This window comes from Lacticaseibacillus boliensis (assembly GCF_054784775.1).
Map to the genome: position 1 here is coordinate 18996 of NZ_BAAIHN010000001.1, position 26362 is coordinate 45357.

27 protein-coding genes, 1 pseudogene and 1 CRISPR repeat array (1 of these 29 running past the window's edge) are annotated in these 26362 nt (G+C 54.0%); of the genes and pseudogenes, 11 read left to right on the forward strand and 17 right to left on the reverse strand.

Features of this window, described 5'->3' with window-relative positions; all coding sequences use genetic code 11:
- A CRISPR array of direct repeats spans positions 1-52; the repeat unit is 32 nt (it extends 3389 nt beyond the left edge of the window).
- A gap of 172 nt (positions 53-224) precedes the next feature.
- Complete coding sequence (locus tag ACYVRB_RS00055; protein ID WP_461212786.1) at positions 225-1232, reverse strand: LacI family DNA-binding transcriptional regulator; 1008 nt, start codon at positions 1230-1232, stop codon at positions 225-227.
- A 351-nt stretch (positions 1233-1583) separates the two neighbouring features.
- Between ACYVRB_RS00055 and ACYVRB_RS00060 the strand changes: the two genes are divergently transcribed.
- From ACYVRB_RS00060 to ACYVRB_RS00075, 4 genes are all read left to right on the forward strand, one after another.
- The gene (locus ACYVRB_RS00060; protein WP_461212787.1) at positions 1584-2582 is read left to right on the forward strand and encodes a zinc-dependent alcohol dehydrogenase family protein; all 999 of its coding nucleotides are present in this window, start codon (positions 1584-1586) and stop codon (positions 2580-2582) included.
- Between the two features lie 75 nt (positions 2583-2657).
- Positions 2658-3533: an ROK family protein gene (locus tag ACYVRB_RS00065; protein ID WP_461212788.1), complete on the forward strand. Its 876-nt coding sequence runs from the start codon at positions 2658-2660 to the stop codon at positions 3531-3533.
- Positions 3534-3547: 14 nt separating this feature from the next.
- A complete protein-coding gene (locus ACYVRB_RS00070; protein ID WP_461212789.1) occupies positions 3548-3934 on the forward strand; it encodes a VOC family protein in 387 nt (128 codons plus the stop codon).
- A gap of 12 nt (positions 3935-3946) precedes the next feature.
- Positions 3947-4879, forward strand: coding sequence for a GRP family sugar transporter (locus ACYVRB_RS00075; RefSeq protein WP_461212790.1), 933 nt, complete (start codon positions 3947-3949; stop codon positions 4877-4879).
- A gap of 72 nt (positions 4880-4951) precedes the next feature.
- On the opposite strand, the gene ACYVRB_RS00080 is transcribed toward ACYVRB_RS00075, so the two are convergent.
- The 3 genes and pseudogenes from ACYVRB_RS00080 to ACYVRB_RS00090 form a co-directional block, all read right to left on the reverse strand.
- Positions 4952-6259, reverse strand: a complete 1308-nt coding sequence (locus tag ACYVRB_RS00080) for a TPM domain-containing protein (protein WP_461212791.1) — start codon at positions 6257-6259, stop codon at positions 4952-4954.
- A 45-nt stretch (positions 6260-6304) separates the two neighbouring features.
- Positions 6305-7768: pseudogene (locus ACYVRB_RS00085) on the reverse strand (flotillin family protein); the annotation flags it as partial.
- Between the two features lie 30 nt (positions 7769-7798).
- Positions 7799-8179 (reverse strand): hypothetical protein, encoded by a 381-nt coding sequence (locus ACYVRB_RS00090; protein ID WP_461212792.1) that lies wholly within the window; start codon positions 8177-8179, stop codon positions 7799-7801.
- Between the two features lie 284 nt (positions 8180-8463).
- Here ACYVRB_RS00090 and ACYVRB_RS00095 point away from each other — a divergent pair, with 284 nt between their 5' ends.
- From ACYVRB_RS00095 to ACYVRB_RS00105, 3 genes are all read left to right on the forward strand, one after another.
- Positions 8464-9783 (forward strand): N-acetylmuramoyl-L-alanine amidase, encoded by a 1320-nt coding sequence (locus tag ACYVRB_RS00095; protein WP_461212793.1) that lies wholly within the window; start codon positions 8464-8466, stop codon positions 9781-9783.
- Positions 9784-9907: 124 nt separating this feature from the next.
- Positions 9908-10639 (forward strand): SDR family NAD(P)-dependent oxidoreductase, encoded by a 732-nt coding sequence (locus ACYVRB_RS00100; RefSeq protein ID WP_461212794.1) that lies wholly within the window; start codon positions 9908-9910, stop codon positions 10637-10639.
- 478 nt (positions 10640-11117) lie between these two features.
- Entirely contained in the window at positions 11118-12158 is a 1041-nt protein-coding gene (locus ACYVRB_RS00105) for a zinc-dependent alcohol dehydrogenase family protein (RefSeq protein WP_461212795.1), read from the forward strand.
- 53 nt (positions 12159-12211) lie between these two features.
- Here the strand turns inward: ACYVRB_RS00105 and ACYVRB_RS00110 are convergent, their stop codons facing one another.
- On the reverse strand, positions 12212-12778 hold the full coding sequence (locus ACYVRB_RS00110) for a hypothetical protein (protein WP_461212796.1): 567 nt from the start codon (positions 12776-12778) through the stop codon (positions 12212-12214).
- A 112-nt stretch (positions 12779-12890) separates the two neighbouring features.
- Here ACYVRB_RS00110 and ACYVRB_RS00115 point away from each other — a divergent pair, with 112 nt between their 5' ends.
- Both ACYVRB_RS00115 and ACYVRB_RS00120 read left to right on the forward strand, forming a co-directional pair.
- On the forward strand, positions 12891-13895 hold the full coding sequence (locus tag ACYVRB_RS00115) for an amidohydrolase family protein (RefSeq protein ID WP_461212797.1): 1005 nt from the start codon (positions 12891-12893) through the stop codon (positions 13893-13895).
- A gap of 14 nt (positions 13896-13909) precedes the next feature.
- Positions 13910-14221, forward strand: a complete 312-nt coding sequence (locus ACYVRB_RS00120) for a DUF2316 family protein (RefSeq protein ID WP_461212798.1) — start codon at positions 13910-13912, stop codon at positions 14219-14221.
- A gap of 58 nt (positions 14222-14279) precedes the next feature.
- Here the strand turns inward: ACYVRB_RS00120 and ACYVRB_RS00125 are convergent, their stop codons facing one another.
- The 3 genes from ACYVRB_RS00125 to ACYVRB_RS00135 all read right to left on the reverse strand — a co-directional run bounded on the left by ACYVRB_RS00125 (position 14280) and on the right by ACYVRB_RS00135 (position 15999).
- On the reverse strand, positions 14280-14906 hold the full coding sequence (locus ACYVRB_RS00125) for an HAD hydrolase-like protein (protein WP_461212799.1): 627 nt from the start codon (positions 14904-14906) through the stop codon (positions 14280-14282).
- A gap of 13 nt (positions 14907-14919) precedes the next feature.
- Positions 14920-15366, reverse strand: a complete 447-nt coding sequence (dtd, locus tag ACYVRB_RS00130) for a D-aminoacyl-tRNA deacylase (RefSeq protein WP_461212800.1) — start codon at positions 15364-15366, stop codon at positions 14920-14922.
- A gap of 270 nt (positions 15367-15636) precedes the next feature.
- Positions 15637-15999: a MerR family transcriptional regulator gene (locus tag ACYVRB_RS00135; RefSeq protein ID WP_461212801.1), complete on the reverse strand. Its 363-nt coding sequence runs from the start codon at positions 15997-15999 to the stop codon at positions 15637-15639.
- 87 nt (positions 16000-16086) lie between these two features.
- On the opposite strand from ACYVRB_RS00135, the gene ACYVRB_RS00140 reads away from it, so the two are divergent.
- Positions 16087-17028 (forward strand): alpha/beta hydrolase, encoded by a 942-nt coding sequence (locus tag ACYVRB_RS00140; RefSeq protein WP_461212802.1) that lies wholly within the window; start codon positions 16087-16089, stop codon positions 17026-17028.
- 70 nt (positions 17029-17098) lie between these two features.
- On the opposite strand, the gene ACYVRB_RS00145 is transcribed toward ACYVRB_RS00140, so the two are convergent.
- From ACYVRB_RS00145 to ACYVRB_RS00170, 6 genes are all read right to left on the reverse strand, one after another.
- Positions 17099-19333, reverse strand: a complete 2235-nt coding sequence (locus tag ACYVRB_RS00145) for a RelA/SpoT family protein (protein WP_461212803.1) — start codon at positions 19331-19333, stop codon at positions 17099-17101.
- Between the two features lie 86 nt (positions 19334-19419).
- Positions 19420-19746, reverse strand: a complete 327-nt coding sequence (locus ACYVRB_RS00150) for a hypothetical protein (RefSeq protein WP_461212804.1) — start codon at positions 19744-19746, stop codon at positions 19420-19422.
- Between the two features lie 4 nt (positions 19747-19750).
- Positions 19751-20485 (reverse strand): RsmE family RNA methyltransferase, encoded by a 735-nt coding sequence (locus ACYVRB_RS00155; protein WP_461212805.1) that lies wholly within the window; start codon positions 20483-20485, stop codon positions 19751-19753.
- Positions 20482-21426 (reverse strand): 50S ribosomal protein L11 methyltransferase, encoded by a 945-nt coding sequence (gene prmA, locus ACYVRB_RS00160; protein ID WP_461212806.1) that lies wholly within the window; start codon positions 21424-21426, stop codon positions 20482-20484. The genes ACYVRB_RS00155 and prmA overlap by 4 nt, the downstream gene beginning before the upstream one ends.
- Positions 21427-21436: 10 nt before the next feature.
- On the reverse strand, positions 21437-21934 hold the full coding sequence (locus tag ACYVRB_RS00165) for a DUF3013 family protein (protein ID WP_461212807.1): 498 nt from the start codon (positions 21932-21934) through the stop codon (positions 21437-21439).
- Positions 21912-22544, reverse strand: a complete 633-nt coding sequence (locus tag ACYVRB_RS00170; protein WP_461212808.1) for a DNA-3-methyladenine glycosylase — start codon at positions 22542-22544, stop codon at positions 21912-21914. The genes ACYVRB_RS00165 and ACYVRB_RS00170 overlap by 23 nt, the downstream gene beginning before the upstream one ends.
- A gap of 262 nt (positions 22545-22806) precedes the next feature.
- Between ACYVRB_RS00170 and ACYVRB_RS00175 the strand changes: the two genes are divergently transcribed.
- On the forward strand, positions 22807-23046 hold the full coding sequence (locus ACYVRB_RS00175) for a hypothetical protein (RefSeq protein ID WP_461212809.1): 240 nt from the start codon (positions 22807-22809) through the stop codon (positions 23044-23046).
- Between the two features lie 112 nt (positions 23047-23158).
- On the opposite strand, the gene ACYVRB_RS00180 is transcribed toward ACYVRB_RS00175, so the two are convergent.
- The 3 genes from ACYVRB_RS00180 to ACYVRB_RS00190 form a co-directional block, all read right to left on the reverse strand.
- Entirely contained in the window at positions 23159-23569 is a 411-nt protein-coding gene (locus tag ACYVRB_RS00180; RefSeq protein ID WP_461212810.1) for a hypothetical protein, read from the reverse strand.
- A 341-nt stretch (positions 23570-23910) separates the two neighbouring features.
- Positions 23911-25458, reverse strand: a complete 1548-nt coding sequence (locus tag ACYVRB_RS00185; protein ID WP_461212811.1) for a BCCT family transporter — start codon at positions 25456-25458, stop codon at positions 23911-23913.
- 236 nt (positions 25459-25694) lie between these two features.
- Positions 25695-26276: a sugar O-acetyltransferase gene (locus tag ACYVRB_RS00190; protein WP_461213026.1), complete on the reverse strand. Its 582-nt coding sequence runs from the start codon at positions 26274-26276 to the stop codon at positions 25695-25697.
- Positions 26277-26362 lie beyond the last annotated feature (86 nt).

Sequence of the window (26362 nt, forward strand, 5' to 3'; positions counted from 1 at the left end):
CGAAACCAACGGCGAATACCGCCGCACTCCTCGTGAGTGCATGAATTGAAGTACCAACTTTAAGGAAGGCGTGGGCAAAACCGGCACGTCACACTCCACCGAAACGCCTGAAGTGCACCTATAAGAATGGTACTAACCTGTTGCAAGAGTTACGCCCGTGATAAATATGCCCTCACACACACAAACCCCCAACCACGCATGGTTGGGGGTTCATTGTCGTCTCCTCACTTCTCCGGCGTGGTGTCGCGCAGTTCCAGCTTGCAAGGCACGTTGATCTGCTTTTTCGTCTGCGGTGGGTTGGTAATCGCCCGCACCGCTTCATCAACCGCCATCCGTCCGATCAAGCTAAAGTCTTGGGTGACGCTCGAGATCTTCGGCCGGGTTTGCTCGCAGATCTGCGACCCATCGGTGCTGATAATTCCCAGTTGATTGGCAAATGTCCCGTCGCGATCGATCAGGCCGTTGATGACCCCAAGCGCCCCATCATCAGACGTCGCAAACACCGCATCGATGTCGGCGTGGTCGGTGTAATACACGACAGCATCAAGACCTGACTGATAACTATACTTGCCATCGCCAATATATAACCATTCGTTGCGATAATTAATCCTGGCTTCAGCCAAAGCCGCTTGATAGCCAGCAAAACGCTGCGAACCAACGATGTCAGCCACGGGATCTGCCCCGACAAAGCCAATGCGCGAGTATCCTTTTTCAATCAAAGTCCGGGTCGCCAGCAAACCCATCTGGTAGTCGTTGGAAGACACATACGACATGTCTAGCGCATAGGCACTGGCAACTTCTTGCGGATAAATGCCGGCTTTACGGATCATGTCGATGATTGGCTGCCCCGGATGTACAGACAGGAACAAGATGCCAAAAACGCGCCGCTCGATGAGGTTGGCAACGACTTTTTGAATCGTGGCCTGGTCGTCTCGATCGGCGATCATGATCAACATATCAACGTCGTTTTGGCGGGCTTCTTCGGTGATACCGCGGATCACATGGAAGTTCGAATCGGTTTCCGCGGGATAGTTGATGACGCCCAAGGTCGTTTGCGTGTGCCGGGCCAAATCTGACGCCGAGCGGTTTTTGTAATAACCCAGGTCTGCGGCGATCGCGCGTACTTTTTTCGCGGTGGTTTGGGAAAAGCGGCCACGGTTATTCAAAATTCGCGACACCGAGGCCGCTGAGATGCCGGCCTCCTTGGCAATGTCTTCAATCGTCACTCGCATGATCCTCTTCCTCCCCTGGCGTAAACGTCTACGCTTTAGTTCTTAGTTTACCCGTCTTGTCGCCCAATGGAAAGCGTTTTATACCCTAAAAGTCAGCCTTAATGCTTGCGTAAACGCAACCGCAACTATTGAAGTTAAATCCCAGTAATCATGCAAAAGCAACTTTTTTAAATTTAGGGGTTTACAAATCCATGTAAGCGATTAGAATAAGGGTTGAACGTTGAGTAAACGCTTACGCAGATAACTACTGCAAGTCCGTGGTGATTTGCATATCACCTTTTTTTAAAGCTATTTGCGTAAGCGTTTACCCACCGCTCGCGATTCCATCTAAATCTATTGGAGGTATTTAACATGAAAGGATTAGTTCTTACAGCTGTTAAAAAAATGGAAGTTCAAGATCTGCCAAAACCAGAGGTCAAGCCGAACGAAGTGCTGGTGCAAACCAAGTACGCCGGGATCTGCGGCACCGACCACGCCTTGTATAATGGCCTGCCGGGTTCAGCCAACGCGGTGCCACCGATCGTTTTAGGCCACGAAAATTCCGGGGTCGTTGCCGCTGTTGGCAGCGAAGTCACCAACGTCAAAGTCGGCGACCGCGTCACCGTAGATCCCAACATCTATTGCGGCCAGTGCTTCTACTGCCGCACCGGACGTCCTGAACTTTGCGACAACCTTTCTGCCGTCGGCGTTACCCGCAACGGCGGCTTAGCGGAATACTTCACCGCCCCAGACACGGTCGTCTATCACTTGCCTGACGCCGTTTCGTTCAAGGCCGGCGCCACGATCGAGCCGATCTCTTGTGCCGTGCACGGCGTTCAGTTGTTGCACCTCACCCCTTACGACAAGGCTTTGGTCATCGGCGATGGCTTCATGGGGCAGCTGTTCGTCCAGATCTTGCAGGCTTACGGCGTTCACCAAGTCGACTTCGCCGGCATCATCGATGACAAGCTGGCGTTGAACAAGAAGCGCTTCAATGTGCAAAACACGTACAACACGACTCGCGACCAGATCCCGAGTGATTACGATGTGGTGGTCGAAGCCGTTGGCAAGCCGGAAACCCAAGAACAAGCCGTCAATGCCACCCGCAAAGGCGCGCAAGTCTTGATGTTTGGGGTCGGCCATCCAGACGCTCACTTCCAGATGAACACTTACGAGATCTACCAAAAGCAACTCACGATCCAAGGCTCATTCATCAACCCCAACGCGTTCGAAGATTCCATCGCGCTGCTCGCTAGCGGCAAGGTCAATGTCGATCCGCTGATCAGCCACGAGCTGACGCTGGAACAAGTTGAACCCGTCTTACAAGGCAAGGTTCAAGGCGTTTCCAAGGCCGTTGTGAAAGTCGGCTAATCACTTCTTGGATCGTTCCGGCATAAGCAACCTGCTTGTGCCGGAATTTTGTCAATGAAAGAAAGGAACTTGGCTATGCAACTAGGCAGTATTGAAGCCGGCGGCACAAAATTTGTCTGCGCAGTCGGCGATGAGAATTACCACACACAAACTCGCAAGGTCATCCCCACCACCACCCCTGAAGCCACCTTGGCGCAGGTGAACGCATTTTTCGCCCAATATCCAGCACTCAAAACCATGGGGATCGCATCATTTGGCCCGATCGAGATCCGGCACCACTCCCCAAAATATGGCTTCATCACAGATACCCCGAAGCCTGGCTGGAAGGATACCGATTTTGTCGGTGCCATTCGCAAACAGTTCCACGGCCCGATCGCGTGGACGACCGATGTCAACGGCTCCGCTTACGGTGAATACGTGCTGGCAGACCTTTTCAATGAAAAAATCGATTCGCTGGTGTATTACACCGTCGGTACCGGCGTCGGCGCCGGCGTGGTGCAAAACGGCGACTTTCTCGGGACGCTCGGGCATCCGGAAATGGGCCACATCTACGTGAAGCGGCATCCCGACGACTTGGCATTCAAAGGCCTCTGCCCGTTCCACGGCGATTGTCTGGAAGGCTTGGTTGCCGGCCCGACGTTTGAAGCGCGACTGGGCAAGCGTGGTCAAGACGTGCCGTTAAGCGACCACGTCTACGATATCCTCGCCTACTACATCGCCCAAGCCGCCGTGCAAAGCACCTTGACGATCCGGCCAAACCGCATCGTCTTTGGTGGCGGGGTCATGTCTGAACCGCTTTTGGTCAAGGTCCGTGCCCAGTTCAAGACGCTACTCAACGATTACGTTGATGTCGGGCCGCTCGATCACTACCTCACCATGCCTCAAGCCAAAGACAACGGCTCGGCGACCATCGGCGATTATGCCTTGGCCTTGAAAGAATACAATCGGTAACAGGAGGAACAACCATGATCAATGATTACGTGACAGGGATCGCCCATATCGGCATCCCCGCAAAAAATTTAGATGAAACCGTGAAGTTTTACGAAAGCATCGGCTTTAAGTGCCTGGGCATTTTTCATAACGGTGCCAACCGCTGTGCGTTCGTCGCGCTCAACGACTTGATGATCGAAACTTGGGAAGGCGACCAGCCAGCGATGCAAGCCGGCGCAATCAACCACGTCTCGCTAAACACCACCGACGTGGACGCGGCCTTCAAAGCCGCCAAAGCGCAAGGTCTGAACTTGGTCGACCATGAGATCCAGCAGATCCCAAGTTTCTGGGATCACGGGATCCGCTTCTTCAATATTCTCGGCCCGAACCACGAAACGATCGAATTCTGTCAGAAACTTTAGGAGGTGTTTGGTATGCCGTTGCTTATTGCACTGGTCCCCGCCGTCACTTGGGGCCTGATGGCAACCATCACCACCAAGCTCGGCGGCACCGCCGGCCAACAAACTTTAGGGACAAGTCTCGGCGCGCTGGTGCTGGGCATCGGGGTCTATGTGGGCTACGTGTTGCCTCACGGTGTCGTGATTCCCGTCAGCGTCTGGATCACCGGCTTGTTGTCGGGGATGTGCTGGTCGCTGGGCAACACCGGGCAGTACCTCTCATATAAAGACCTGGGCGTATCCATCGGCCTGCCTTTATCAACTGCCGGGCAGATCGTCGCCAATGCCTTGATGGCGGCGATCGTGCTGGGTGGCTGGACCACCGCCAAGATGTGGGGGTTCGGAACGCTTGCCATTGTCATCATCGTTTTGGGCGCCATGCAGATCTCTGGTCGCAGCAAATCCGATCAGACCAGGATCGCGCCGAGCGTCATGCGCCACGGGTTGATCGTGCTCGCATGGTCGACACTTGGTTTCATGCTTTACTTCGTGTTCCCAAACCTGATGGCAAAACTCGGCTTTGTCAGCGCCGGCTTCCACGCAGAAGACCACGGTCTGACCTACATGACCGCCGTCGTGTTACCCCAGGCGATCGGCCAGTTGCTCGGGGCGCTGGTCTTGATCTTTGCCGTATTCCACGAGCGCCAGTTGATTTTTGAAAAGCATTCGTTCACCAACATCTTGACCGGGCTCACCTGGGCGGTCGGCAACTTGTGCATGTTGATCTCCGCGGGCAACCCGCAGGTCGGCCAAACCATCGCCACCACCCTATCACAAATGTGTGTGATCGTCGGCACGTTCTGCGGGATCTTCCTCTTACACGAACGCAAGACCAAATCGCAGATGCGGCGGATCACCATCGGGACGTTGCTGATGGCTTTGGGTGGCATGATCATCGCCAACCTCTAGCAAAAACAAGCACCGACAGTCACCAACCCCAACGGGTTGACGATTATCGATGCTTGTTTTTTTGATCTCCAGTTACCAGCCACCATCGAAGCCACCGCCACCGGTGTCGCCACCGCCAAAACCGTCGCCGGAGCCAAAATCATCATGGTCGTCGGTCGAAATCGGCGTGTCGTATCCGCTTTGGACCCACATCGGCATCAACGCCCAGTCGGTGTCACTGACGTCTTGGCCATTGAGGTACGCCAAGATCGTGGCGAACACCAGTTGTTGTGCCTCTGGCTTGGCGAGCTTGGTAGCGTCTGCCGGACTGACGTTTGCTGCAAATTCTGCCCAGACGGCCTGCTGATTCGTGAGTGACACGTGTTTGGCCCACTCGCCAAACGCCTTCAGGTACTGGCGCAGCGGATCAACGGCGAGCGCAACCGTCGACTCGATCACGGTCAAATAAGCTGCCAGCGTTGGTGCTTGGAGGCCGGCCTCGTCGTAATCACGCAAGTCTTCTTCAGCCACCATGCCATACACGAACAGTGGCTCTGGAGCCGTCGGTTTGGCACCGGCAACCAAGTCTGCCAAGTTGGCGCGGACGTACGCCATGAAGTCTCGGCGCACCCACGCCTCAAGGTCTTTGGGCATTGCCGCAAACCACGGCGCGGCCAAGTTTCGGCGATATTGTTTCCGTCGGCCTGGGGTCATGGCCAGATACAACGGCAAGTTTGCCCCAATGCCACCGGTGAAGGCCTGTAAAAGGCGTTTTCGCCGGCGCTTGTGGCGCCAAACCAGAAAAATCGGAATCAGCACGATCACGACCGCAATGAGCCACATCAGCATCACATTGCGCCGGTGGGCCGCTTGTTTGGCTTTGATATCAGCCGGGGTCATGATGTTGCTTTTGTTGGCGATCAGTCGGTGCCGAATGTTGCCTACAATCGCAGAAACAGCCGTATCGTAATTGCCGGCGCGCAACTGCGTTTTGACGTGAGGCGTCACGATGTTGTCTGCTTCGGCATCCGGTAAGGCGCTTTCCAGCCCGTAGCCGGTGGCAAACCCGTATTTATGCGTTTGCGTCGCCATGACAAAATACAGCCCGTTGTCCCAATCTTGCCGGCCGATGCCAAGTTGCTCAAAGCGCTTGACCTTGTAGTCGGCAGTGTCTTCGTTGCCAGGGATCCGCTTGTAGATTTCTACCGCGAGCACCGGGTGCCCAGGCAACTTGGCAAAATCGCGGGTGTTGATCGTTTCGATTTTTTTCTCTGTCGCCGGTGACAACACGTCAGCGTGATCGTAGACATACCGGTTTTCTGAAGCCTGCACCTGCTGCGTGCCGCCGATCAAACCAATCATCAGCGCGATCAGCCACCAATACTTTCGCATGATTCGCATGTTTCTCTCCTAAAAAGAGGCTGCGATTGCAGCCTCTTGCGGTTACTTTTCTTCGACAGCCTCAGCGACGTCTTTGACGCCGGCCTTGGTGGCGATAGTGCTGTTCAAAATGTCTGCGACATCGATCCCGGTCATCGTGTGGAGTTGATCCAGTTGCTTGGCCATGTTTTCAACGCTTTGGCCGGTGAGATCGCCTTGGCCATAAAGCGTGAGGTGTTCGACGTTCTTGTACGCTTCGGCGTTAGCGGCGAACAGTTGGGGCAAGACATCTAATAGCATCTGCAACTTCCCAGATTCGTTCATCTTCGCTAATGCGGCCGCCTTCTTCTCGGTGGCTTCCGCGTCTGCCAGCCCGATCGCGCGGGTCTTGGCGGCTTGCGCTTCCCCGGTCAAGGTCGTGGCGTTGGCTTCCGCTTGACCTTGGACCTCCACTTGGTGGGCTTGCGCATCAGCGGCGACTTTGACCTGCGCGGCTTGAGCCTCGGCCTGCAGGCGCACCTGTTCCGCCTGCGCTTGGGCGTTGGCGATTGCGGTGGCTTTGTTGGCTTCGGCTTGTTGGCGCGCTTGATAAAGATCTGCATCGGCCTGTTTGCGGACAGTCGCGTTCAAGGTCATTTCTTGCAGATCTGCATCTTTTTGAGCCAGCTCGATATCTTTTTCCTTTTGCACCTGCTTGGCCTTCATCTGTTCGGCGATGGCTTCTTGGTCAGCCCGCGCCTTGGCGATTTCTTGTTCCTTGGTGTATTCCGCAATCTGGACTTGCTGTTCGCGCTTGGAGTTGGCGACTTGCGTCTGGCGCTTGATCTCTTCTTCTTGCGCGAGCTGATCGGCTTCCGCCTGCTTGATCCGGCGTTCTTTTTCCGCTTCCGCCTCTGCGATCGCGGCGTCTTTTTTCACTTCTGCGATCTGCTTTTTACCCAGGCTGTCGAGGTAGCCGTTGGAATCTGCGATGTCTTTGATCGTGAATGACACGATCTGCAAGCCCATCTTCGCCAGGTCTGACGACGCGACTTGTTGGACCTGTTCCGCGAAGGCATCGCGATTTTGATATGTATCTTCGACGGTCAACGTGCCTAAAATGGCCCGCAGATGCCCTTCCAAGATTTCTGTGGCTTCGTGGTTGATCTGCTCATCTTTTTTGCCTAAGAACTGTTCCGCCGCGGTCGCGATTTCTTCCAGCGACGACCCGATCTTCAAGATGACGGTGCCGTTGACTTTGATCGGCACGCCGGCTTTGGTGTAAACCTCCGGCGTCGCCACGTCGATCGTGCGGGTGTTGAGGCTCAACGAATCCCAGCGCTGGACGATTGGTAAAATGAACGCCCCACCGTTGGTGATCAACTTCACCTTGTTGCCGTTGGTATCCGCATATGTATGCTTGCCACCGATCATCGCCCCGGAGATGATCAGCACTTCGTTAGGCAACGCCGTCTTGCGGTGCGTGATTAAAAACAAGATGAACAATACCACCACAACGGCAACGACGCCTGCGATAATTAACCCATTCATAAATTTTCCTCCTATTGACAATTCAAATTCTTACTCGCTTTGACGCTCAGGCATCTTAACAGGTTGTACGTAGGCGACGCCAGCGCTCATCTTGATGACGACCACGCTGGTGCCTTGCGTGATCACGGCATCAGCGTCATAGCTGCGTGCCGGATACGTCTGGCGCGCCCGGCCGTTGCCGACGACCATCACTTCGCCCAACTTGTTTGCGGCGATTGTCAGCGTCACCGTTCCCAGCAAATAGCTTTGCTCAGATTCTGCCGTGTTGTTTTCACTCGCAGAAAACAGCCTGTTCACCAGCGCCAACAACGGGACACCAACTAGCGTCATCAACAGGTACAAGACGCCGATCACGACCACCACCCCGATCGCGATCAACCACCACGCCGGGTGTCCTTGAGCCACTGACATAAGCCAACCTCCCTGTTATTTGGTCTGCTACGTTGAGTTGATTTTACCATGAATCCACCCCCAACGATAGCGTCGCAGTTGCCACGCCTGGTTGCGCCTTCAACCTTGATATCTCGCCGTGCAAGCAAATCTTGAAGAATTATTATTCCTAAATTGACTCACAATGGGTCTCAGGCAATTGCCTGGGTGAGTGAATGCGGGTACAATGTTAATGATAGTGCGCGTTGTTAGACCGCGCTTTAAATTCCCAATAGTCAACGCTACTTATGCAAGGAATGATGATGATGTTCAAACTTAAAAAAATCCCCCGCGGTCCGCTGGTGATGATTTGTGCGCTGCTGATCGCTGTCAGCGCGGCGACCACGGTCGTAATGGCCAATAATTCGACGTTAACGGTCACCGCCAGCGTCGTCAACGTCCGTCTCGGTCCTGGCCTCGGCTACCGCACCATGGGTCAGGTCCAAAAAGGCGGTGCCTTGACCATCTTGAAGAAGCAAAACTCATGGTATCAGGTCCGCCTAGCCGGCAACCGTATCGGCTGGGTCGCCAGCTGGCTCGTGCATGAAGACGCCGCGTCCACCAACGCCGCCAAGGTCGCCCGGTTAACTTCCAACGCCAACGTCCGCCAATACGCATCCAACGATGCCAAGCAACTGGGCACGCTGCCTTCCGGTTCAAACATCAACGTGCTGTACCAAACCGGTGATTGGAGCCAGATCTTATACAACAACACTGCTGCTTGGATCTCTTCCAGCTTGGTGCAGTTCACCGGTGCCACCACCAGTGTTGCCGCGACCCAGACTTCGATTGCAACGTCTAAACCCACCACGCCGACGCTGACGGCGACCACGACCCTTGCCGCCAACGTTCGTCAGGTCGCCGGCTTGAACGCCGCCGTCGTCGAACGCATTGCCAAAGGCGCCAAAGTCACCGTGTTAAGCCAAAGCGGCGATTGGTATCACGTCCGCACCGCAGACAACAAAACCGGCTACATTGCCAGTTGGATCTTGTCCATGCCAGGCGCGCCGACCAGCAAGATCGCCACAAAACTTTCTGAAGCGACCATCGTCTTGGACCCAGGTCATGGCGGTTCTGACGTCGGTGCCGAATCGACCAACGGCAAATATGAAAAGACCTACACGCTGGCAACTGCCAAGGCGGTCGGCGCCAAGCTAGAAGCGGCCGGAGCTAAAGTCGTTTACACGCGCAGCACCGACACTTTCGTCGATCTCGCGCCGCGACCGGTCGTCGCCAAAAAGGTCCACGCCGACGCGTTCATCTCCTTCCATTTTGACTCGACCCCGAACGCGAACACGGCTAGCGGCTTCACCAGCTACTACTACAACGCCACCAAAGACAAGCCGCTGGCAACGGCCCTGGACAAGTCCTTGGGCAGCAGCCTAAGCCTGAACAACCGCGGTACCGCCTATGGCAACTACGAAGTCTTGCGTGACAACGATCAGCCAGCGGTGTTGCTGGAGATGGGCTACATCAACTCCGATAAAGACTTCAACCTGATCAGTTCACCAGCTTATCAGCAACAAGTCGCCGCAGATGTCGTTGCCGGCTTGAATAACTATTTTGCAGCAGGCAACCATCAGTAATTCAGCCAGCAAACAGCGCCGAGTTGCATCCCAATCTGGATGTGACGCGGCGCTGTTTTAGTCAAACCTGGCCTTGGCATCATGTTAGAATAGATAACAGAAGTAAGTTCACGGAGGCAAACAGATGGCAAACACAGTATTGATCACCGGCGCCAATAAAGGCATCGGGTTTGAAGTTGCCCGGCAGCTAGGCCGCAAAGGCTGGCAAGTCCTGGTCGGCGCGCGCAACCAACAGCGCGGCTTGGCGGCTGTGCAACGGCTGCAGGCTGAAGGCACCAACGCCCATTGGCTGCGGATCGATCTTGATGATCTGACGACGGTGCATGCCGCAGCAATCGAAGTCGCACAGAAATATCCCCAACTGCAGCTGCTCGTCAACAACGCCGGCATCGCCGGTGACATGAAGGCAGAACCGCTCGCCACCAAGGTTGCCGACTTGAAAGCAACCCTAAATGTGAACGTGGTTGGCAGTTTTGCCATGATCAAGGCGTTCACCGAAATCTTGGCGCGGAATCACGGCCGGATCGCCAACATGACGATTCCAACCAAGCCCAGCCGCTTCTGGCATCCTTTTAGCTACATCACCAGCAAGGCAGCATTGGAACAGATGATCAAAATGTTTGCGCTGAGCTTCAAGCGTCAACACATTCCCGTCGAGATCTTCGGCATCATGCCAGGCGGCGTTTCCACCGATCTCAACGACCACATGCAAAACCCCTTCGTCCGCCCTGTGGCTGAAGGCGCCGGCGCGGTGGTGAAGATCGTGTCGGACAAGCACAATCATCAAGGCAAAATCGTGACAGACTACGGCTTGGCTCCGTCACTCAAACGCCTGGTCACACAACACCGACACTAGACGACAAAAGCGCCTGCAAAATCCGGTTGGATTTTGCAGGCGCTTTGTCGTCAGTCAACCATCACAAAAAAATCAGCCGGGTACACCAAATTCGCGCTACGTCCTCGCAACGCAACTCAAGGTTTATGTGTCACTCAAATAAGCAGTTTCGGCTATGATTTTTTACTTACGGGAGTTTTGGCGGTGACGCACACTTAAAGAGGCATTCCGACTAGGATCAGAAAGCTGCGGCTGGTCTCACTGGTGTGCTGGCGAAACAAGGGATATTTGGAGGACCGGTCAATAGATACCCCTACCCAACGCCTGATTAAAGTTTCACATGAGCTGAAACCGATTGCAAAGAGTTGGCTTTGCACGCCAAACACTGTTGATTAACACGAATCAGTCATGCCTCGAAGGTATACCAGACACTTTGAAATAAGTATTGGTCATTGCGAAATCAATTGGCCATAATAGAGTCAGTAATGGAGGGACTATCATGAAAAATACGATTTTTGTTAAACCCGGCCAAGTCGCGATCGAACAGGTTGCCAAGCCGACGATCCAAGCCCCAGATGACGTGATCATCCGCGTCGTGCGCGCTTGCGTCTGCGGCTCTGATTTGTGGGGCTATCGCGGCTTAGACCAGACGCCTGAACACTCTCAAAACTCCGGTCATGAAGCGATCGGGATCGTGGAAAGTGTCGGCGACGCAATCACCACACTGGTACCCGGTGATTTTGTCATCGCCCCTTTCACCCACGGCTGCGGCCATTGCGCGGCCTGCCGTGCCGGTTTTGAAGGTGGTTGTCTCAACCACAAAGACAACTTCAGCAACGGCGCCCAGGCCGAATACATGCGCTACCAGCATGGCGAGTGGTCGCTGATCAAGATCCCTGGCAAGCCCGAAGACTACAGTGAAAGCATGCTGAAATCGCTGCTGGCGTTGGCAGACGTCATGGCAACCGGCTACCATTCCGCTCGCGTTGCCCACGTTCAAGCCGGTGACACCGTTGTCGTCGTCGGCGATGGTGCCGTCGGGCTGTGCGGCGTCATCGCCGCGAAAATGCGCGGTGCCAAGCGCATCATCGCGATGAGCCGCCACGAAGACCGCCAGGCGCTCGCCCGCAAATTCGGTGCAACAGACATCATCGCTGAACGCGGCGATGCCGGGGTCGCCAAGGTGATGGCGTTGACTAACGGTGACGGCGCAGATGCCGTGTTAGAATGTGTCGGGACCGAACAATCCGTTGACACCGCCGTTAAGGTCGGCCGGCCTGGCGCTTTTGTTGGCCGCGTCGGGGTTCCCCACAACCCGAAGATGGATCTGACGCCGGTCTTTTTCCGCAACATCACGATTGCCGGAGGCCCGGCATCGGTCACGACTTACGACAAGCAGCTGTTGCTCAAAGCCGTCTTAGATGGCGAGATCAATCCTGGCAAGGTCTTCACTAAGACCTTCAAGCTCGACGACATCGACGCCGCTTATCAGGCGATGGACCAGCGCCAAGCCATCAAATCTTATGTGATCGTCGACTAACGATCTCACGACAACGCCGTATCAAGGGCAATCCCTGATACGGCGTTTTTGAATCAGGCATCCGCCTGTTCGAGCAAGGTGTGGGGAAACAACTCACGATAAAGCATCAACGCTTCGGTGTCGCTCACCGGCGTCGTGGCCAGCAGACGGGCAAAATTTAACACCGCCCCACCTAAAAAATCCGCCACGAAACGGCGATGCGCGGGTGGATAGTCGCGCAAGATCAAGATTTTCTGCGTGGTGCCACTAAACAAATCTTGAATGCGCGCCTCACTTGCGCTCCATGTCACCAGCCGCATCAACTCCAGGTTGGCTTGGATCTCGGCGACGACGATCGCGCTGGTGGTGGTGAAGTCGACCTGAGTCAAGGCGTCGACTTGCCGTTCAAAATCTGCAATCACGATCAACATTTGCACCACAATCACGTCTGCCAATTGCTGATGATGTCGGTAAAACGTCGCCCGCGACACTCCGGCGCGCTCACAAAGCGCCTTCACTTCAATGTCAGCAAAGTCGCTGCCGGCTTGATACTGCTTCACCAGCGCCGTGTAGAGTCTGACATGGGAGCGATGTTTGCGCTGATCGATATGGAATGGTTCGTTTAAAAATGCTTTAGCCATGGCCTATGCGACATCGGTGGTAGATATGTCGCGTAACTTCCTTTCTTGTCCCGCTGTTTTACCTATAATACGAGTTGTCAGTGAAAAACACCAGTCAAAGGAAGTGCTCAACATGAAAATCATTACCGTAGAAGAACATTATGAATCCGCTGCTGTCACCCAAGCAATGGCCAAACTCGCCAATACCGCCAGCAGGCCCAAAGTCAGTCCTGAGATGCTGACGTACATGCAAACCAAACTACCGAGCCCGGCGATCATGCAAGACGTCACCCAAGAACGTCTGGCCTTCATGGATCGCTATGACGTCGACATGCAGCTGTTGTCTTATGGCAACGCGTCGCCGCAGAATCTCGATCCTAACGTCTCCGTCGACCTGTGCCGCCTGGCCAACGACGAGCTGAGCCGAGTTGTCGAAGCCGACCCGAAACACTTTGCGGCCTTGGCCGTGTTACCTGTCGGTGATCCCGAGGCCGCGGCGAAAGAGTTGCATCGCGCCGTTGCCAAATGCCATTGCCACGGTGTGTTGCTCAAAGGTAATTATCAAGGCAAGTTTTTCGATGACCCCTTCTTCCTGCCGATTTTTACCGCCGCCAGCGAATTAGACGTGCCGGTATACTTCCACCCGTCGTTTGTGCCACCGGTGATTACCCAGCATTATTTTGAAAGCGACCAGTGGTTCGATGTCGTCTCTGGGATTTTTGGCACCGCCGGCTACGGCTGGCACATGGATGTCGGCATCCAAGTCATGCGCATGATCCTTTCCGGGATCTTCGACAAGCTGCCAAACCTGAAGTTGGTTTCGGGCCACTGGGGCGAACTGGTCCCGATGTTTTTGGAACGCTTAGACGACGAGCTTGATGCCTATGCCGGCTTGGACAAGCCATTTTCAACTTATTACCGGCAAAACGTCTACATCACGCCTAGCGGGATCTTGAGCCAACCGCAACTGAACTTCTTGTTGGCCGAAGTTGGCAGCGATCATCTGCTGTATTCGCTCGACTATCCTTACAAGCAACCTGCCAACGGTCGCACGTTCCTCGACCAGACGACGCTGACCCCAGCGCAACTCGATGCGTTCACTCACGGCAACGCCGAACGCATTTTCCATCTCGACTAAAGGAGGTTATCACCATGTCATTAAATCCACAACAAATCGCTGACACCATCGCTGAATTCGACGCCAACCTGAAACTCAGCGGCCTAACCAAGCAACAGGTCGCCTCAGATCTGCACATCAGCCTCACCAAGCTCGAACACCTGTTGAATCTGACGCAACAATCGTTAAACGACCCTTGGATCTTACGGAACTATCTGATTGAAAAAGTCCAAGCCGCCGGCAAAGAACCGGTGCCGTTCACAGCTTTGCGCGGCGATTGGCATCACTATTGGTTCTTAGACAGCGGCACGATCGATCGCCGCGAATTCTCCTACGGCGACGACTAGACACCAAACACCCCTGCTTCGCGATTTGCGAAACAGGGGTGTTGTTTTGGAAAATGGCTTACTTGCCAAGCAACGGCACGATGTCCAGTAATTCTTCGATTTGGTGGTCGGCCATCGGCGCGTCGTTGAGCTTGTCGATGTTGAAATACACCCCTTGGACCCCGGCGGCTTGCCCGGCGATCACGTCGAGGCGGCGATCGCCGATCATCGCGGTGCGCTCGGGGTTCAGCTGGAAGCGATCAACAAGATACAGCACCGCGTCAGGCTTGGGCTTGCGTGCCAGGTGCAGATCACTAGTGACGCCGCCTAGAAACAGCGTGTCCAACCCGTTGCGAGCAAGCAAGGTCCAGGCCTTGTCATCACGGTGCGTCATCAACAAGTTGTTGCCGCCGGCGTCTTTGACCGCCTTGAGCACGGCGGCAGTTTGCGGATACGGGGTCGCCTTCATGACCTCGAGCGCCTCGCGCCGGTGGTATTCCGCCAAGACCTCAGCTTCGACTAAACCTTGCTGGCGGGCAAAGCGCAGCGCGGTTTCCGTCACAGAGCCGTGTTTGATGATCTTGTAAAGCTCGTCTTGGTCGATCTTGACGTCGATGCTCAACAACGTCTCATGTAATGCTTTCAAAATGCCTGGGTAAGTATCGTATAAGGTCCCGTCAAGGTCCCAGATCGCGTTGGTAATCACTCTAGTTGTTCTCCTATTTATCCTTAGAATCGATGATGATCGTGACCGGTCCATCGTTCACCAATGCCACCTGCATATCAGCGCCAAAAACACCGGTGGCAACCGTCAGCCCTGTTGCTTCTAACGCCTGGTTAAACTGCAGGTACAACCGCTCACCCAGCTCTGGCCCCGCAGCGGCGATAAAACTCGGGCGATTGCCGTGCGTGGTGCTGGCATACAGCGTGAACTGGGAGATCGATAAAATACTACCATTGATCTGGTGAATATCCAAATTCATTTTCCCTTGGGCATCCGAAAACACACGTAACTTGCTGATCTTATGGACGAGGTAATCGACATCTTGTTGGTCGTCATCGGGACCGACGCCTAATAAAACCATGAACCCTTGCTTGATCGCACCATGCACGGCACCGTCGATGGTGACCTGCGCCTTGCTGACCCGTTGAATAACTGCTCGCATAATTTCTCCTATTCATCCTCTAAACGAATAATGCGTCTGTCTCGAACCTAATCTCAACAAGCGCAAAACATTCCGCTATTTCAGCCAACACCCGTGGCCACTCGCCCGTCTTCCGGTAAGAAAATCAATACAACTAGCGTAACACGCGGTTTTATCAGACTCAACGTGAGATTTTGGTCATTATTGTTGGTTTGAACACGCGCCGATTGTTGGTTTAACCGAATATCGTCAAAACCTGTTGTGCATCCACTACAACGATAGCCTTTTGCATCATACTTCCGGATGTTGGGCATAATACCTTAATTTATCACCAATATACGCCATGTTCTTCCGGAGCGCCTCCACGTCATGTTGCACTTTTGCTTGCTGCGCTTGGAGCAGCTGGTAGCGTGCGTCATGCGTTGCTGGGCCTTCACGCACCAGATCCGCATAATGCTTGATGTCTCTGATCGGCATGCCGGTTTCGCGCAGACAGTTAACCGTTTCTAGCATCAAAACGTTATCTTGGTTGAACAGCCGCTTGCCCGCAGCGTTGCGTTCTAATCCTGGGATCAATCCCGCGCTGTCGTAATACCGAATCGCCGAAATCGGTAAGTTTAATTGTTTGGCGACTTTGCCAATGCTTAAAGCCACTATCATCATCTCCTTGACCTAAAGTGCACTTTAGGTGCTATGTTAGCTTAGTACCACTGATAACACAAGCACATTTTAGGAGGTCACATGATGGCAGAATATGGGAATTACATTTTTAAGCTGGATCCAGAGGTTAAACGCACGCCAGTCCAATACCACAACCGGTATGGCATCAAAATCTCGGCCGATCTCTACACGCGCCGAGATTTAGATTTGACCACGCAACACCAGGCATTAGTTCTCGGCGGACCAAACACCACAGTCAAAGAACAAACCTCGGGCATCTACGCCAATGAATTAGCAAAACGCGGGTTTGTGGCCATCGCCTTTGATTATTCGTTCACAGGCTACAGCGGCGGCTCGCCGCGCAACCTCGATTCACCTGAAATCTACGTGGAAGACGTCAGCGCCGCCGTCGATTATCTCAGCACGCTACCTTACGTCGCCGCTGAAAAAATTGGCGCCCTCGGGGTTTGTGCCAGCGGCGGTTATTTTCTAAGTGCCGCGCAAGTCGACACCCGGATCAAGGCCGTCGCCACCGTCAGCATGTATAACCCTTCCGACTTCAGCAGTTTTGATCCGACGCAGCGACAGGCGATGTTAGCCGACCTGGCGGCGCAACGGAACTTAGATTTTGCAGGCGACCATCCGGCTTTAGGCGCCCCTTTTGCCCCGGTGCAGTTAGAAAAGGCCCAGGTGGACCCAGAAACATGGGATCTTTACGAATATTATCGGACTCCGCGAGCCTACCACCCTTTAGATACCACCCAGATCACCGCAACCAGTTACCTGCCTTTGATGAATTTCCCGATGTTGACGCACCTGGACTGGATCAGCCCGCGGCCGATCCTGCTGATTGCAGCAGAACACGCCCCGCTCAAGGTGATCCCAGAACAAGTTTATGCGCAAGCCAAAGAACCTAAAGAACTGTACATCGTGCCTGGCGCGCACCACATGGATCTTTACGACAAAACCGCGATCATTCCTTTTGAAAAGATCGATGGCTTCTTCAAGGAACATCTCGGTTAATGCTGAAAACAAAACACCACTTTACCGGCAGTGATTGCTGGTAAAGTGGTGTTTTGTTTGTTAAGAAGGGCTAGCCTTGCGTCCGCTTGACCTCGTAAATATCGGGGATGTTCTTGATGGCATCCATCATCCGGTCGAGATGCGCCAGGTTGCGGATCCCGACGGTGACGTGGATGTCGGCCATCTTATCGTGGTCGACACGGCCGATGACGTTGTTCAAGTTCTTGGTTTGGGCGTTGAGCGTCTGCAAGACGTCGTTCAACAAGCCGGAACGGTTGTAGCCATAAATCTCCAGGTCGGTGTCGAAGAGCTGGCTTTGATCGTTGAGATTCTGCCAGCTGACATCGATCAAACGCCCGGCCATCTCAGAATCCGCGGCGACGTTCGGGCAGTCGGTGCGGTGGATCGTCACGCCACGGCCCTTGGTCACATAACCGACGATCGGGTCGCCGGGAACCGGGTTACAGCACTTGGCGAGATGGACCAGCAGATTATCGACGCCTTCGATCACGATGCCTTCTTGCGTCCGCGAAGTCGGCTTTTGTGTCGGCTTGTCGCGGTTGACGGTGGTGACTTTCTGGTGGGCGTCGAGGATCGCTTTTTCTTTGGCGGCCTGGTCAGCCTTTTCCTTTTGCCGGCGGACTTTTTCCGTCAGGCGGTTGGCGATGATCTTCGGGGTGTATTCCCCATACCCGATCGCGCTCATCAGCTCGTCTTCATGGTTGAAGTTCAGCCGCTGTAAGAGTTCTGCCATGGCGGGCTTAGGTGCGAAAAAGTCCTTCGGAGCATAGCCGGTGTCCAGTAACTGCCGTTCAAGCATATCGCGCCCTTTGACGGCGTTGACTTCCTTGTCTTCCTGCTTGAAGTAGCGCCGGATCTTGTTGCGAGCCCTTGAGGTGAAGACCAAGTTGACCCAGTCGCGGCTCGGTTTGGAGCCAGCACTAGTGAGTACTTCGACGATGTCGCCGTTTTTGAGCTGATAGTTCAGCGGCACGATCTTGCCGTTGACCTTGGCGCCGACGGTCTTATTCCCAACATCAGTGTGCACCAAGTAGGCAAAATCTAGCGGCCCGGCGCCTTTTGGTAGCTCAAAAACATCGCCGCGCGGCGTGAAGACATAGACACGGTCGGAGAAAATGTCGCCTTTGACCGATTCCATGAAGTCGTTGGCGTCGTCGGATTCGTCTTGTAACTCCAAAATCTCGCGGAACATGTCTAGTTTCTTGCCGGACTTGTCGTAGTGGACCTCTTGCGTCTGGCCTTCCTTGTAAGCCCAGTGCGCCGCGACACCATATTCGGCGACGTGGTGCATTTCCTCAGTACGGATCTGAACTTCCAGCGGCTTGCCTTTGGGCCCGATGACCGTTGTATGCAGACTTTGGTACATGTTGGCTTTTGGCATCGCAATATAGTCTTTGAACCGCCCAGGCATCGGCTTCCACTTGGTATGAATGGCCCCGAGCACCGCGTAACAGTCTTTGATCGTCTGGGTGATGACACGCACCGCCAACAAATCGTACAGTTCATCGAACTGCTTGTGCTTGTCGCGCATCTTCTTGTAGATCGAATAGATGTGCTTCGGACGTCCGTAGATCTCGTAATGCATGTTGAGGTCGGCCAGCGCCGCATTGATCTCTTTGATCGCGCCTTGAATATAGGCTTCTCGCTCGCCTCGCTTGGATTTCATTAGCTGGGCGATCCGATAATATTGTTGCGGGTTCAAGTAGCGCAGACTGAGGTCTTCCAACTCCCACTTGATCGCGCTGATCCCTAAACGATCTGCAAGCGGGGCGTAGATCTCCAACGTTTCGTTAGCGATCCGCCGCTGCTTGTCCGGCCGCAGATGCATCAACGTCCGCATGTTGTGTAAGCGATCCGCGAGCTTGACCAGGATCACACGCATGTCTTTGGCCATCGCCAGCAACATCTTGCGGTGGTTTTCAGCCAGTTCGTCTTTGTGGGCGACATAGGTCACCTTCGACAGTTTAGTGAGGCCATCGACGATCACGGCGGTTTCTTTGCCAAAAACCTCTTGGATATCGCCCAAAGTGATGTTTGTATCTTCAACAACGTCATGCAAATAACCGCTGGCGACCGTCACCGGATCCATCTTGAGGTCGGCCAAGATCCCGGCAACTTGAATGGGATGGATGATATAAGGTTCGCCAGACTTGCGACGCTGATCGTGATGAACGTAAGCCGCAAAGTCATACGCCTTTTTCACGAACGCCACGTGCTCAGGGCTCATGTACGCCTTGCACATATTCAGCACCTGATCTTGGGTCAGTTCAATTTCTTCTGCCATAATGCTCCTCCTCAGACGCGGTCACCGGCGCAAAGCTGCAGCGACCGAGTGATTCTTAACATTGATTCAACTCAGATGATACCGCGTTATTCCTTTTGCGACCAGCTTAACATGGTTAAAACCCAATAGATCGGCAAGAACCAATAATTATATTTGGCAAACCGCAAGAACACCATTAGGCCAAACAACACTGGCATTGCCAGACTATACCACCACGGCAGGTGGGCTTTGCGCATCAAACGCCCCACCCACAACGACCATAAACCGTTGATCACGATGAACAACAACCCGACACGTAGCGCGATAGAGCCGCCGACGAGCTTGATGATCCATGGCATGATCAAGGTGAGGATAACGTCGCCATAGATGATGATTCCGGCGTTAGACTTAGACCAAGCGAGCAATTTTTGCATGTGATTAGATCTCCTGTAATTCTAACAAAGCACTGATAGCGCTAAGTAAGTATAGTGGTGCCGTTTCCGTACGCATGATCCGCGGCCCCAACCCAGCTGTGACGAATCCCTTCATGCCAAGCTTGGACACTTCGTCTGGACTCAAGCCCCCTTCAGGACCAAAAACCGCAACCAAACGCTTAGGATGCTGGGCAATGGTCTTGACGAGCTGCGCGGCTTCACCATGTTTAGCCGCTTCTTCATAAGCAACCAAACCAACTTGACCCTCCTCCAAGGTCAAGTCGTTCAGCCGCGTGAAACCGACTGTCGGCACAAAATTCCGGTGGCTTTGCTCCGCCGCACCGGTCGCAATGGCCTGGAGCTTCGCGATTTTCTTGGCGACTTTGTCGTCGTGCCAGCGCGCGGTTCCCCACTGAGTGTTGGCAAACAAGATGGTCGTCGCGCCAAGCTCGGTGGCTTTTTGCACGATCCAATCTGCCTTGTCGCCTTTGCCGACGCCACAAACCAGCGTCACGGCCACCGGTAGCTCGACGCGTTTGGTGATTGCTGCCCCGACTTGCACTTGCAGGGGTGCCGTCGCCAAGACCTCGGCGACAAACGCATGCCCGGCGGTGTCAACGACTTCCAGGTTCGCGCCTTCAGCCATCCGCAACACCTTGATGGCGTGTTTTTGAATCGTGGACTCTAAGGTGACGGTACTGCCTGATTGCAACGGTTGCTTCGTGAAGAACCGATTCATGGCGTCACCACCTTGGCGGCCAGCCCCACCCAGTCGCCTGAATGGCGCGAAGCCACGACGGTCAAGCCAACTTGTTCCAAAGCTGCCACGATCGCCTGCTCTTTATCGTAGTAAATCCCCGACAACAAGACCACGCCTTGTGCCCTCAGCCGCGCTGGCAACTGAGGAATCAGCGGCAACAACACCTCTGCGAGGATGTTGGCGCAGATGATATCTGCTTGTTGATCGATCCCGCTGAGCAAATCGTTGGCAATCACGCGAATATGATCGACAGGGTTCAACGCGAGATTAGCCTCGGCATTAGCCACGGCAATCTCATCGACGTCGGTCGCCAGGATGTCTGCCACCCCAAGTTGCCGGGCGGCGATGGCCAAAATCCCACTGCCAGTGCCGACGTCGATCATCGATTCACCGCCGCGAATAATCGTTTCTAGCATCTGTAGCATCAAGGCAGTTGTGGGATGCGATCCTGTGCCAAAGGCCATCTCTGGATCCAAGCGCACGATCACCTCGCCAACTTGTTGCGGGGTGTAATCCAACCAGTCGGGCACCACCGTCAGATAGCGCGTGATGCGCAAGGGATGGTAATACTGCTTCCACTGGTTGGCCCAGTTGGCCTGGGCGATATCGTCGACGCTAATCTCGCCGGTCCCTTTGGCCAGGCCAAAGCTTGGCAGCTGGGCGACCCGCGCGGCAAGCGTCTGCTTCAATTCGCCCAGGTGCGTGTGCGGGGCAAAATAGCCCGTCACCCCGGCACCGCTTTGGCGATGGGGGATGCTATCCGGATCCAGCCACTCGCCGGTCTTGGTGATAACGGTCCGGCGGTAGTCGGCGCTGTCGTCGATTGCGACGCCAGCCGCGCCGGCTTCCATCATGAAATTGGCAACCGCTTCGACCGCTTCGGTGCTGGTATCGATCGTGAGTGCGATCCAATCATCCATTTTGACCCTCCTAATATTTCGGATACGGTAAAAAGTTCTGCTTGGCAGCCGCCGGTTGTGCCGCATAGGCCGCGTCGTATTTGGCCTGATCGAAGTTCAGTTCGAAGGTTTCCGCATCACTGGTGCCATCAACAAAATCAAACAGGTCGCTTTGCCCGTCATCAAGCAGGTCTTGCATGTAGACGAACAGGGCATCGACTTTGGCCTGTTCAATCCCTTTTCTACCGGAGAAGCCAAAAATTGCCAGGTAGTTGTCGGCATAGTCTTCGCCTTTGACCCGCGTCGAATCGTAAAACAAGATCGCGTCGGCATAATCGACCTCGCCGCCAGACTTAATCTCTTGGCCGTCTTGGTCTTCGACTTCGTAGCCATCTGCGGCATCGACATACATCGTCATCTCAACTTCAAGCACATGGGCCTGCTTATCCCAATTGAGATCCAAGTCCCCGTCAAAATCCAAGGCGTCCATTTTATCGCCGATGTAATCAAGCATGTTCGTTTGTGGCATGTTGCCATCCTTTCTGGTGCAGATCAACTGCACGCCGTGAAATTCCTGAGACATACGGATTGTGCGCGACCCAATAACGCAATGGTGCGGTCGTCCACTCACCTTTGTTGGGCACACCAACACGCGGGCCGCAGGCGATCGTCTGCGGTAAGGCGGCGTTGAGTCTGAGAGCGACGCGACCGCGACCAAGTGGCATGCCGTTATCCGCCAAGGTCAACGCCAGCGCCTGGCACAGTTTGCCCGGACCATTGGCGATCGCCACCCCCTCTCGGTGGCGGCGCTGGGTCATTGTGACCAACCCGCGCGTCGGCTCCAACGCCCGGATCAAGATACATTCCGGGACCCCTTGCGCCTGCACGTTGAGATTCAACAAGCAATATTGGCGCATTTGATACACATAGATCGTGCTGGGTGGCGCCCACAGCGCCTGATTACGCCGCGTTTGATGATTTTGGTACGCATGTGCGGCTTGGTCGCTAGCGCCAAGATACGCCTCGGTTTCCACAATCAACCCGCCACAGCCATCTACCATCAGTTCTGCGCCTAAAAGCGCCTGGGCTAGCGCTGGCGTTGCCGCGCTTTGCGCCCATTGTTGCCAATCAGTTTCCATCTATCCATCATACTAGAAATGAGGTAGGCTTTCCATACGTTGTTACATCTTGTAGGATTACTGATATATAGGGAAATATTCACACTCAGCCGCGCCCGCTTAGCACAAATATATTCGCCAATCATGACAATTATTATACAATTTGCTGTAAGCTATCCCTTAGTTGCCTGAATCACATACGGTGCCAGCCTGTGTGCTCGTTTTAAGGACCTGCACCTTTTCTCATAAAACTATCCACTGACAAGAACGGAGGTGAATCATTTTGGACATCAAGTTACGCCAACTTATCAGCGCCACCACCGACGAAATGATGAGCGAGCATTACACGGAACCGCAGATCCAAGCTCGTTTGGAAGCTTGGCACGCGGCCAACCCAGATGCCGATCTCGCACTCGAAGCTGAACACCAGCTGACAGAAACCCGCGACTTCAGCGAAGAGTTGCTTTACCGCGTCATCGCTCGGCTGCTAGACGCCGGGTACCTGAATCAACCAGCCAATTAAACACCGCAAAAAACCGGCAGGACTCCGATGATGAGTCTTGCCGGTTTTGGTGTATCCGGGCCGCTTTTGGGGATCAACCTGAGGGGGTCGATACGGCTTGGATCGTTATGGATTAAATGGCTTTGGCATCGATGGTGGCAAAAGCAGCATCGAGTTCTGCACGCGCTTGTTCTTGCATCTTGACGCCGCGATCGTACAGCGGGTGGTTGACCCCTGAGTCTTCGATCGCCATCAGCATCATCGAAACGGCGTGTTGCGTTTGTTCCAGACAATAAATGAATGTCCGGTTGAACGTTGTGTAGCCTTTTGGCGCCTGGATCTTACTGCAGTCGGAAACAAAACGGTTGAAGCGCAAGACGTTGCGGCTAAAGTAGTCATGGAGTTGCGAGAAGCTTTCCGTAGCCAAACAGTTCCCGATCTCGAGTTTGTGGCAGGTCAGTCCATATTCTTTGAACACGGTTTCATAAACGAGTAAACGTTCGAGTGCGATATTCACGGTTTGGATGTAGTCTTCATTCAACATATAAGTATCCCCCTATCAGTATCATTAACTCATGCAATTAGTATAACGCTTAAAAATCTTATAATCAACATAAATTATAATGAATATTTAAATACCAGACGTTATTTTAAAAGCGCTACCAATCGCGCTAGATTAACCTTTTGTGCCATTTACTCGTGTCATTGGGATCCTTAAGACGACGCCTGCATTCATAGATTGTCATTTTATTGACGAATAATTCGATCTCACGACCGCTGTGACCGCAAACACAAACACCGGTGCCACGCCTCCAGAAAAGTGGATGGCGAAACACCGGTGTTTGTGATGGCAGCTAACCAATATTAGCCGCAGCTCTTTTTAGTTTAGTTATGCAACGAGTCATGCACCACCGGCAAAACAGCCGGAACATGCCGCTTGATCTTGGCAGGTGCTGGTGCAGGCGCAACACTGCGATCTTTGATCAACAGTTTCCACGTCGAGAAGATCAGCAAACCTGAGACGAAGATCAGTGGGAAGCCCGCGACCGAACAGATGGCTTGCACCGTGTCGAACCCGCCGACAAACACAATGCCAAACGCGAACAACATGAAGATCCCCATCCAGACCATGCGATTGAGCAGACTCGGCTGCTGGGTCGCCTTCAAGCGCGTCGACGTAAACGCCGAAACGATATACGCTGATGACGATACCGTTGTTGCCAAGAAAATGAAACAGCAAACCGCGTAAATCACCAACATGACGTACTTGAATGGCAAGGTCGCCAAAATCTGGGCGATCGTTGCGGCCTGACCTTGGGTATTCAGCGTGTGGATCAGATCCACCGCACCGCTTTGTTGCAGTGCCAGAGAATAGCCGCCCAGGATCGCATAAAAGCTCATGCACCCAAGTGCCCCGAAGCCCAGCATTCCGAAGATGACCTGGCGAATCGTGCGGCCCTTAGAGATCCGTGCGATGAACAAGCCCATGAACGGCATGTAGGTCAGCCACCAGCCCCAGTAAAAGACCGTTTCGGACTTAACTGGATCGATGCCGCTGCCACCTGTCGTCAAGCCGGTACTCATGGCTGCAAAGTGAGTGACCAAATCACCCAGGCTGTGCATCTCAGAACGGATGATCGAACCGGTCGGGCCGACCATCAACACGATGACTAAAAAGCCGATCGCCGTCCAGATATGGGCGGAACTGAGACGATCGATGCCGCCTTTGAGTCCTTGCACCATGGTCAGTGCAAAAATCACCAGCAACACCACAAACATCGCGAGCTTCAACCAGATAGTATCTGGCACGTTCGTGATCTGGGCGATGATCCTGGCCAACACGGGAATCTCCATGCCGACCGACGAACCGATGCCGCCCATGATGCCAAAGACAACCAAAAAGTTAACGATCAAGCGCAATGACCGCTTGGTGCGACTTTTGCCCTGTAACAGCGGCATCGCGTCGCTCAGTGCCATCACGTGGACGTGCTTAACGAACATCATGTACCCGATGATGACCGCCGCAGAGGCAAACATCATCCAGGCCATGGGACCCCAATCGAATTGGCCGAGCATGTGGGCGTTTTGATAGTTCTGCGCGGACATGGCTTTGGCGCCAAACAACGGTTGTTGCACGTAACGCAGCGGATCGGTCATGCTCAGCATCAAGATGCTGGCGTCGATCGCTGTGGCAAACACCATGCTCCCCCACTGGAAGTTGCTGTACAGCGGCTTATCATCAGGATCACCGAGCTTGATCTTGCCCAAGTGGCTGCAGGCCAAGCCCAAGAAGAACACGAAGTTGATGATGTAGATGCCTAGATACAACCAGCTGAAGTGCGCGGTAATGCCGGCCATCATGCCTACCAGCAACGTCTTGAGGGTGTTACCACCGAGTAACAACGCGGCTGAAACGATCAAGAATAATGCCACCGTCGGAATGAATAGTCGTTTATTAATATTTTGCCTGTTTAAAATAAAAATGCTCCTAGTTCCCGTCGACCGTCATCGTGATGCCATCCCTGCCAGGCAACGGGTCGTTGACGCCGTCTGTAGTGCCTGCGGTAACAAGATTGATTGTCGCCGTCGCCATCTGGTTGAACCCAGACGCTTCGGTGGCATCACGATCACCAGACTACCGATTCAGAGCGGATAGTCTGATCTTAATTCTATTTATCAGTCATCACATCCCCATGAGCATCGAGTTGGCGAATGACTCGCGCCGGATTCCCGGCGATCACAACATCAGATGGAAACGACTTGGTTACTACCGAACCGGCACCGACAACCACACGGTCGCCGATCGTCACCCCTGGTAAGATCGTCACGTGCCCGCCGATCCACACGCTGTCGCCAACGGTGATCGGCTTGCCCAGCTCCACGTCGGCATCACGCAAGCGTGACGCCAGCGGGTGCACCGGCGTGTAGAAGCCCACATCGGGACCAACATAACAATGGGTGCCGATTGTGATCGGACAAGTGTCGAGAAGCGTGAGGTGGTAATTGGCATAAAAATGCTCGCCGATATGAATGTTGAATCCATAATCGAATTCGATCCCCGCCTCAGCGAAGAAATCTGACCCGACATCGGCAAGCAACGCCTTAATCTGCGCGTTACGTTGATCATTGTCGTCAAGCTGATTGATCTTGATCAGCGCTGCCCGCACCAGTTTCCGCCGGGCGATCAGCTCTGGGTCAAACTCTTGGTAAGATTCTCCAGCTGTCATTTTTGCTCTTTCAGTATTCATCATAATCATAGCATAGCACTGATTGGTCCATTTGTGAAAAAATATATTCGTCGTCAAATGCGCATCGTCGCACGGGCATTCAACTAAAA

What these genes read in the sequence shown, in the direction of transcription:
- ACYVRB_RS00060 (WP_461212787.1), top strand. Translation starts at nt 1,584, where the DNA reads ATGAAAGGATTAGTTCTTACAGCTGTTAAAAAAATGGAAGTTCAAGAT.
- ACYVRB_RS00065 (WP_461212788.1), top strand. Translation starts at nt 2,658, where the DNA reads ATGCAACTAGGCAGTATTGAAGCCGGCGGCACAAAATTTGTCTGCGCA.
- dtd (WP_461212800.1), bottom strand. Translation starts at nt 15,366, where the DNA reads ATGCGAGCAGTTATTCAACGGGTCAGCAAGGCGCAGGTCACCATCGAC.
- ACYVRB_RS00140 (WP_461212802.1), top strand. Translation starts at nt 16,087, where the DNA reads ATGATGGCAGAATATGGGAATTACATTTTTAAGCTGGATCCAGAGGTT.
- ACYVRB_RS00165 (WP_461212807.1), bottom strand. Translation starts at nt 21,934, where the DNA reads ATGCCACAAACGAACATGCTTGATTACATCGGCGATAAAATGGACGCC.
- ACYVRB_RS00145 (WP_461212803.1), bottom strand. Translation starts at nt 19,333, where the DNA reads ATGGCAGAAGAAATTGAACTGACCCAAGATCAGGTGCTGAATATGTGC.
- prmA (WP_461212806.1), bottom strand. Translation starts at nt 21,426, where the DNA reads ATGGATGATTGGATCGCACTCACGATCGATACCAGCACCGAAGCGGTC.
- ACYVRB_RS00090 (WP_461212792.1), bottom strand. Translation starts at nt 8,179, where the DNA reads ATGTCAGTGGCTCAAGGACACCCGGCGTGGTGGTTGATCGCGATCGGG.
- ACYVRB_RS00080 (WP_461212791.1), bottom strand. Translation starts at nt 6,259, where the DNA reads ATGCGAATCATGCGAAAGTATTGGTGGCTGATCGCGCTGATGATTGGT.
- ACYVRB_RS00155 (WP_461212805.1), bottom strand. Translation starts at nt 20,485, where the DNA reads ATGAATCGGTTCTTCACGAAGCAACCGTTGCAATCAGGCAGTACCGTC.
- ACYVRB_RS00170 (WP_461212808.1), bottom strand. Translation starts at nt 22,544, where the DNA reads ATGGAAACTGATTGGCAACAATGGGCGCAAAGCGCGGCAACGCCAGCG.
- ACYVRB_RS00055 (WP_461212786.1), bottom strand. Translation starts at nt 1,232, where the DNA reads ATGCGAGTGACGATTGAAGACATTGCCAAGGAGGCCGGCATCTCAGCG.
- ACYVRB_RS00075 (WP_461212790.1), top strand. Translation starts at nt 3,947, where the DNA reads ATGCCGTTGCTTATTGCACTGGTCCCCGCCGTCACTTGGGGCCTGATG.
- ACYVRB_RS00070 (WP_461212789.1), top strand. Translation starts at nt 3,548, where the DNA reads ATGATCAATGATTACGTGACAGGGATCGCCCATATCGGCATCCCCGCA.
- ACYVRB_RS00105 (WP_461212795.1), top strand. Translation starts at nt 11,118, where the DNA reads ATGAAAAATACGATTTTTGTTAAACCCGGCCAAGTCGCGATCGAACAG.
- ACYVRB_RS00190 (WP_461213026.1), bottom strand. Translation starts at nt 26,276, where the DNA reads ATGATGAATACTGAAAGAGCAAAAATGACAGCTGGAGAATCTTACCAA.
- ACYVRB_RS00095 (WP_461212793.1), top strand. Translation starts at nt 8,464, where the DNA reads ATGTTCAAACTTAAAAAAATCCCCCGCGGTCCGCTGGTGATGATTTGT.
- ACYVRB_RS00100 (WP_461212794.1), top strand. Translation starts at nt 9,908, where the DNA reads ATGGCAAACACAGTATTGATCACCGGCGCCAATAAAGGCATCGGGTTT.
- ACYVRB_RS00110 (WP_461212796.1), bottom strand. Translation starts at nt 12,778, where the DNA reads ATGGCTAAAGCATTTTTAAACGAACCATTCCATATCGATCAGCGCAAA.
- ACYVRB_RS00180 (WP_461212810.1), bottom strand. Translation starts at nt 23,569, where the DNA reads ATGTTGAATGAAGACTACATCCAAACCGTGAATATCGCACTCGAACGT.
- ACYVRB_RS00115 (WP_461212797.1), top strand. Translation starts at nt 12,891, where the DNA reads ATGAAAATCATTACCGTAGAAGAACATTATGAATCCGCTGCTGTCACC.
- ACYVRB_RS00120 (WP_461212798.1), top strand. Translation starts at nt 13,910, where the DNA reads ATGTCATTAAATCCACAACAAATCGCTGACACCATCGCTGAATTCGAC.
- ACYVRB_RS00150 (WP_461212804.1), bottom strand. Translation starts at nt 19,746, where the DNA reads ATGCAAAAATTGCTCGCTTGGTCTAAGTCTAACGCCGGAATCATCATC.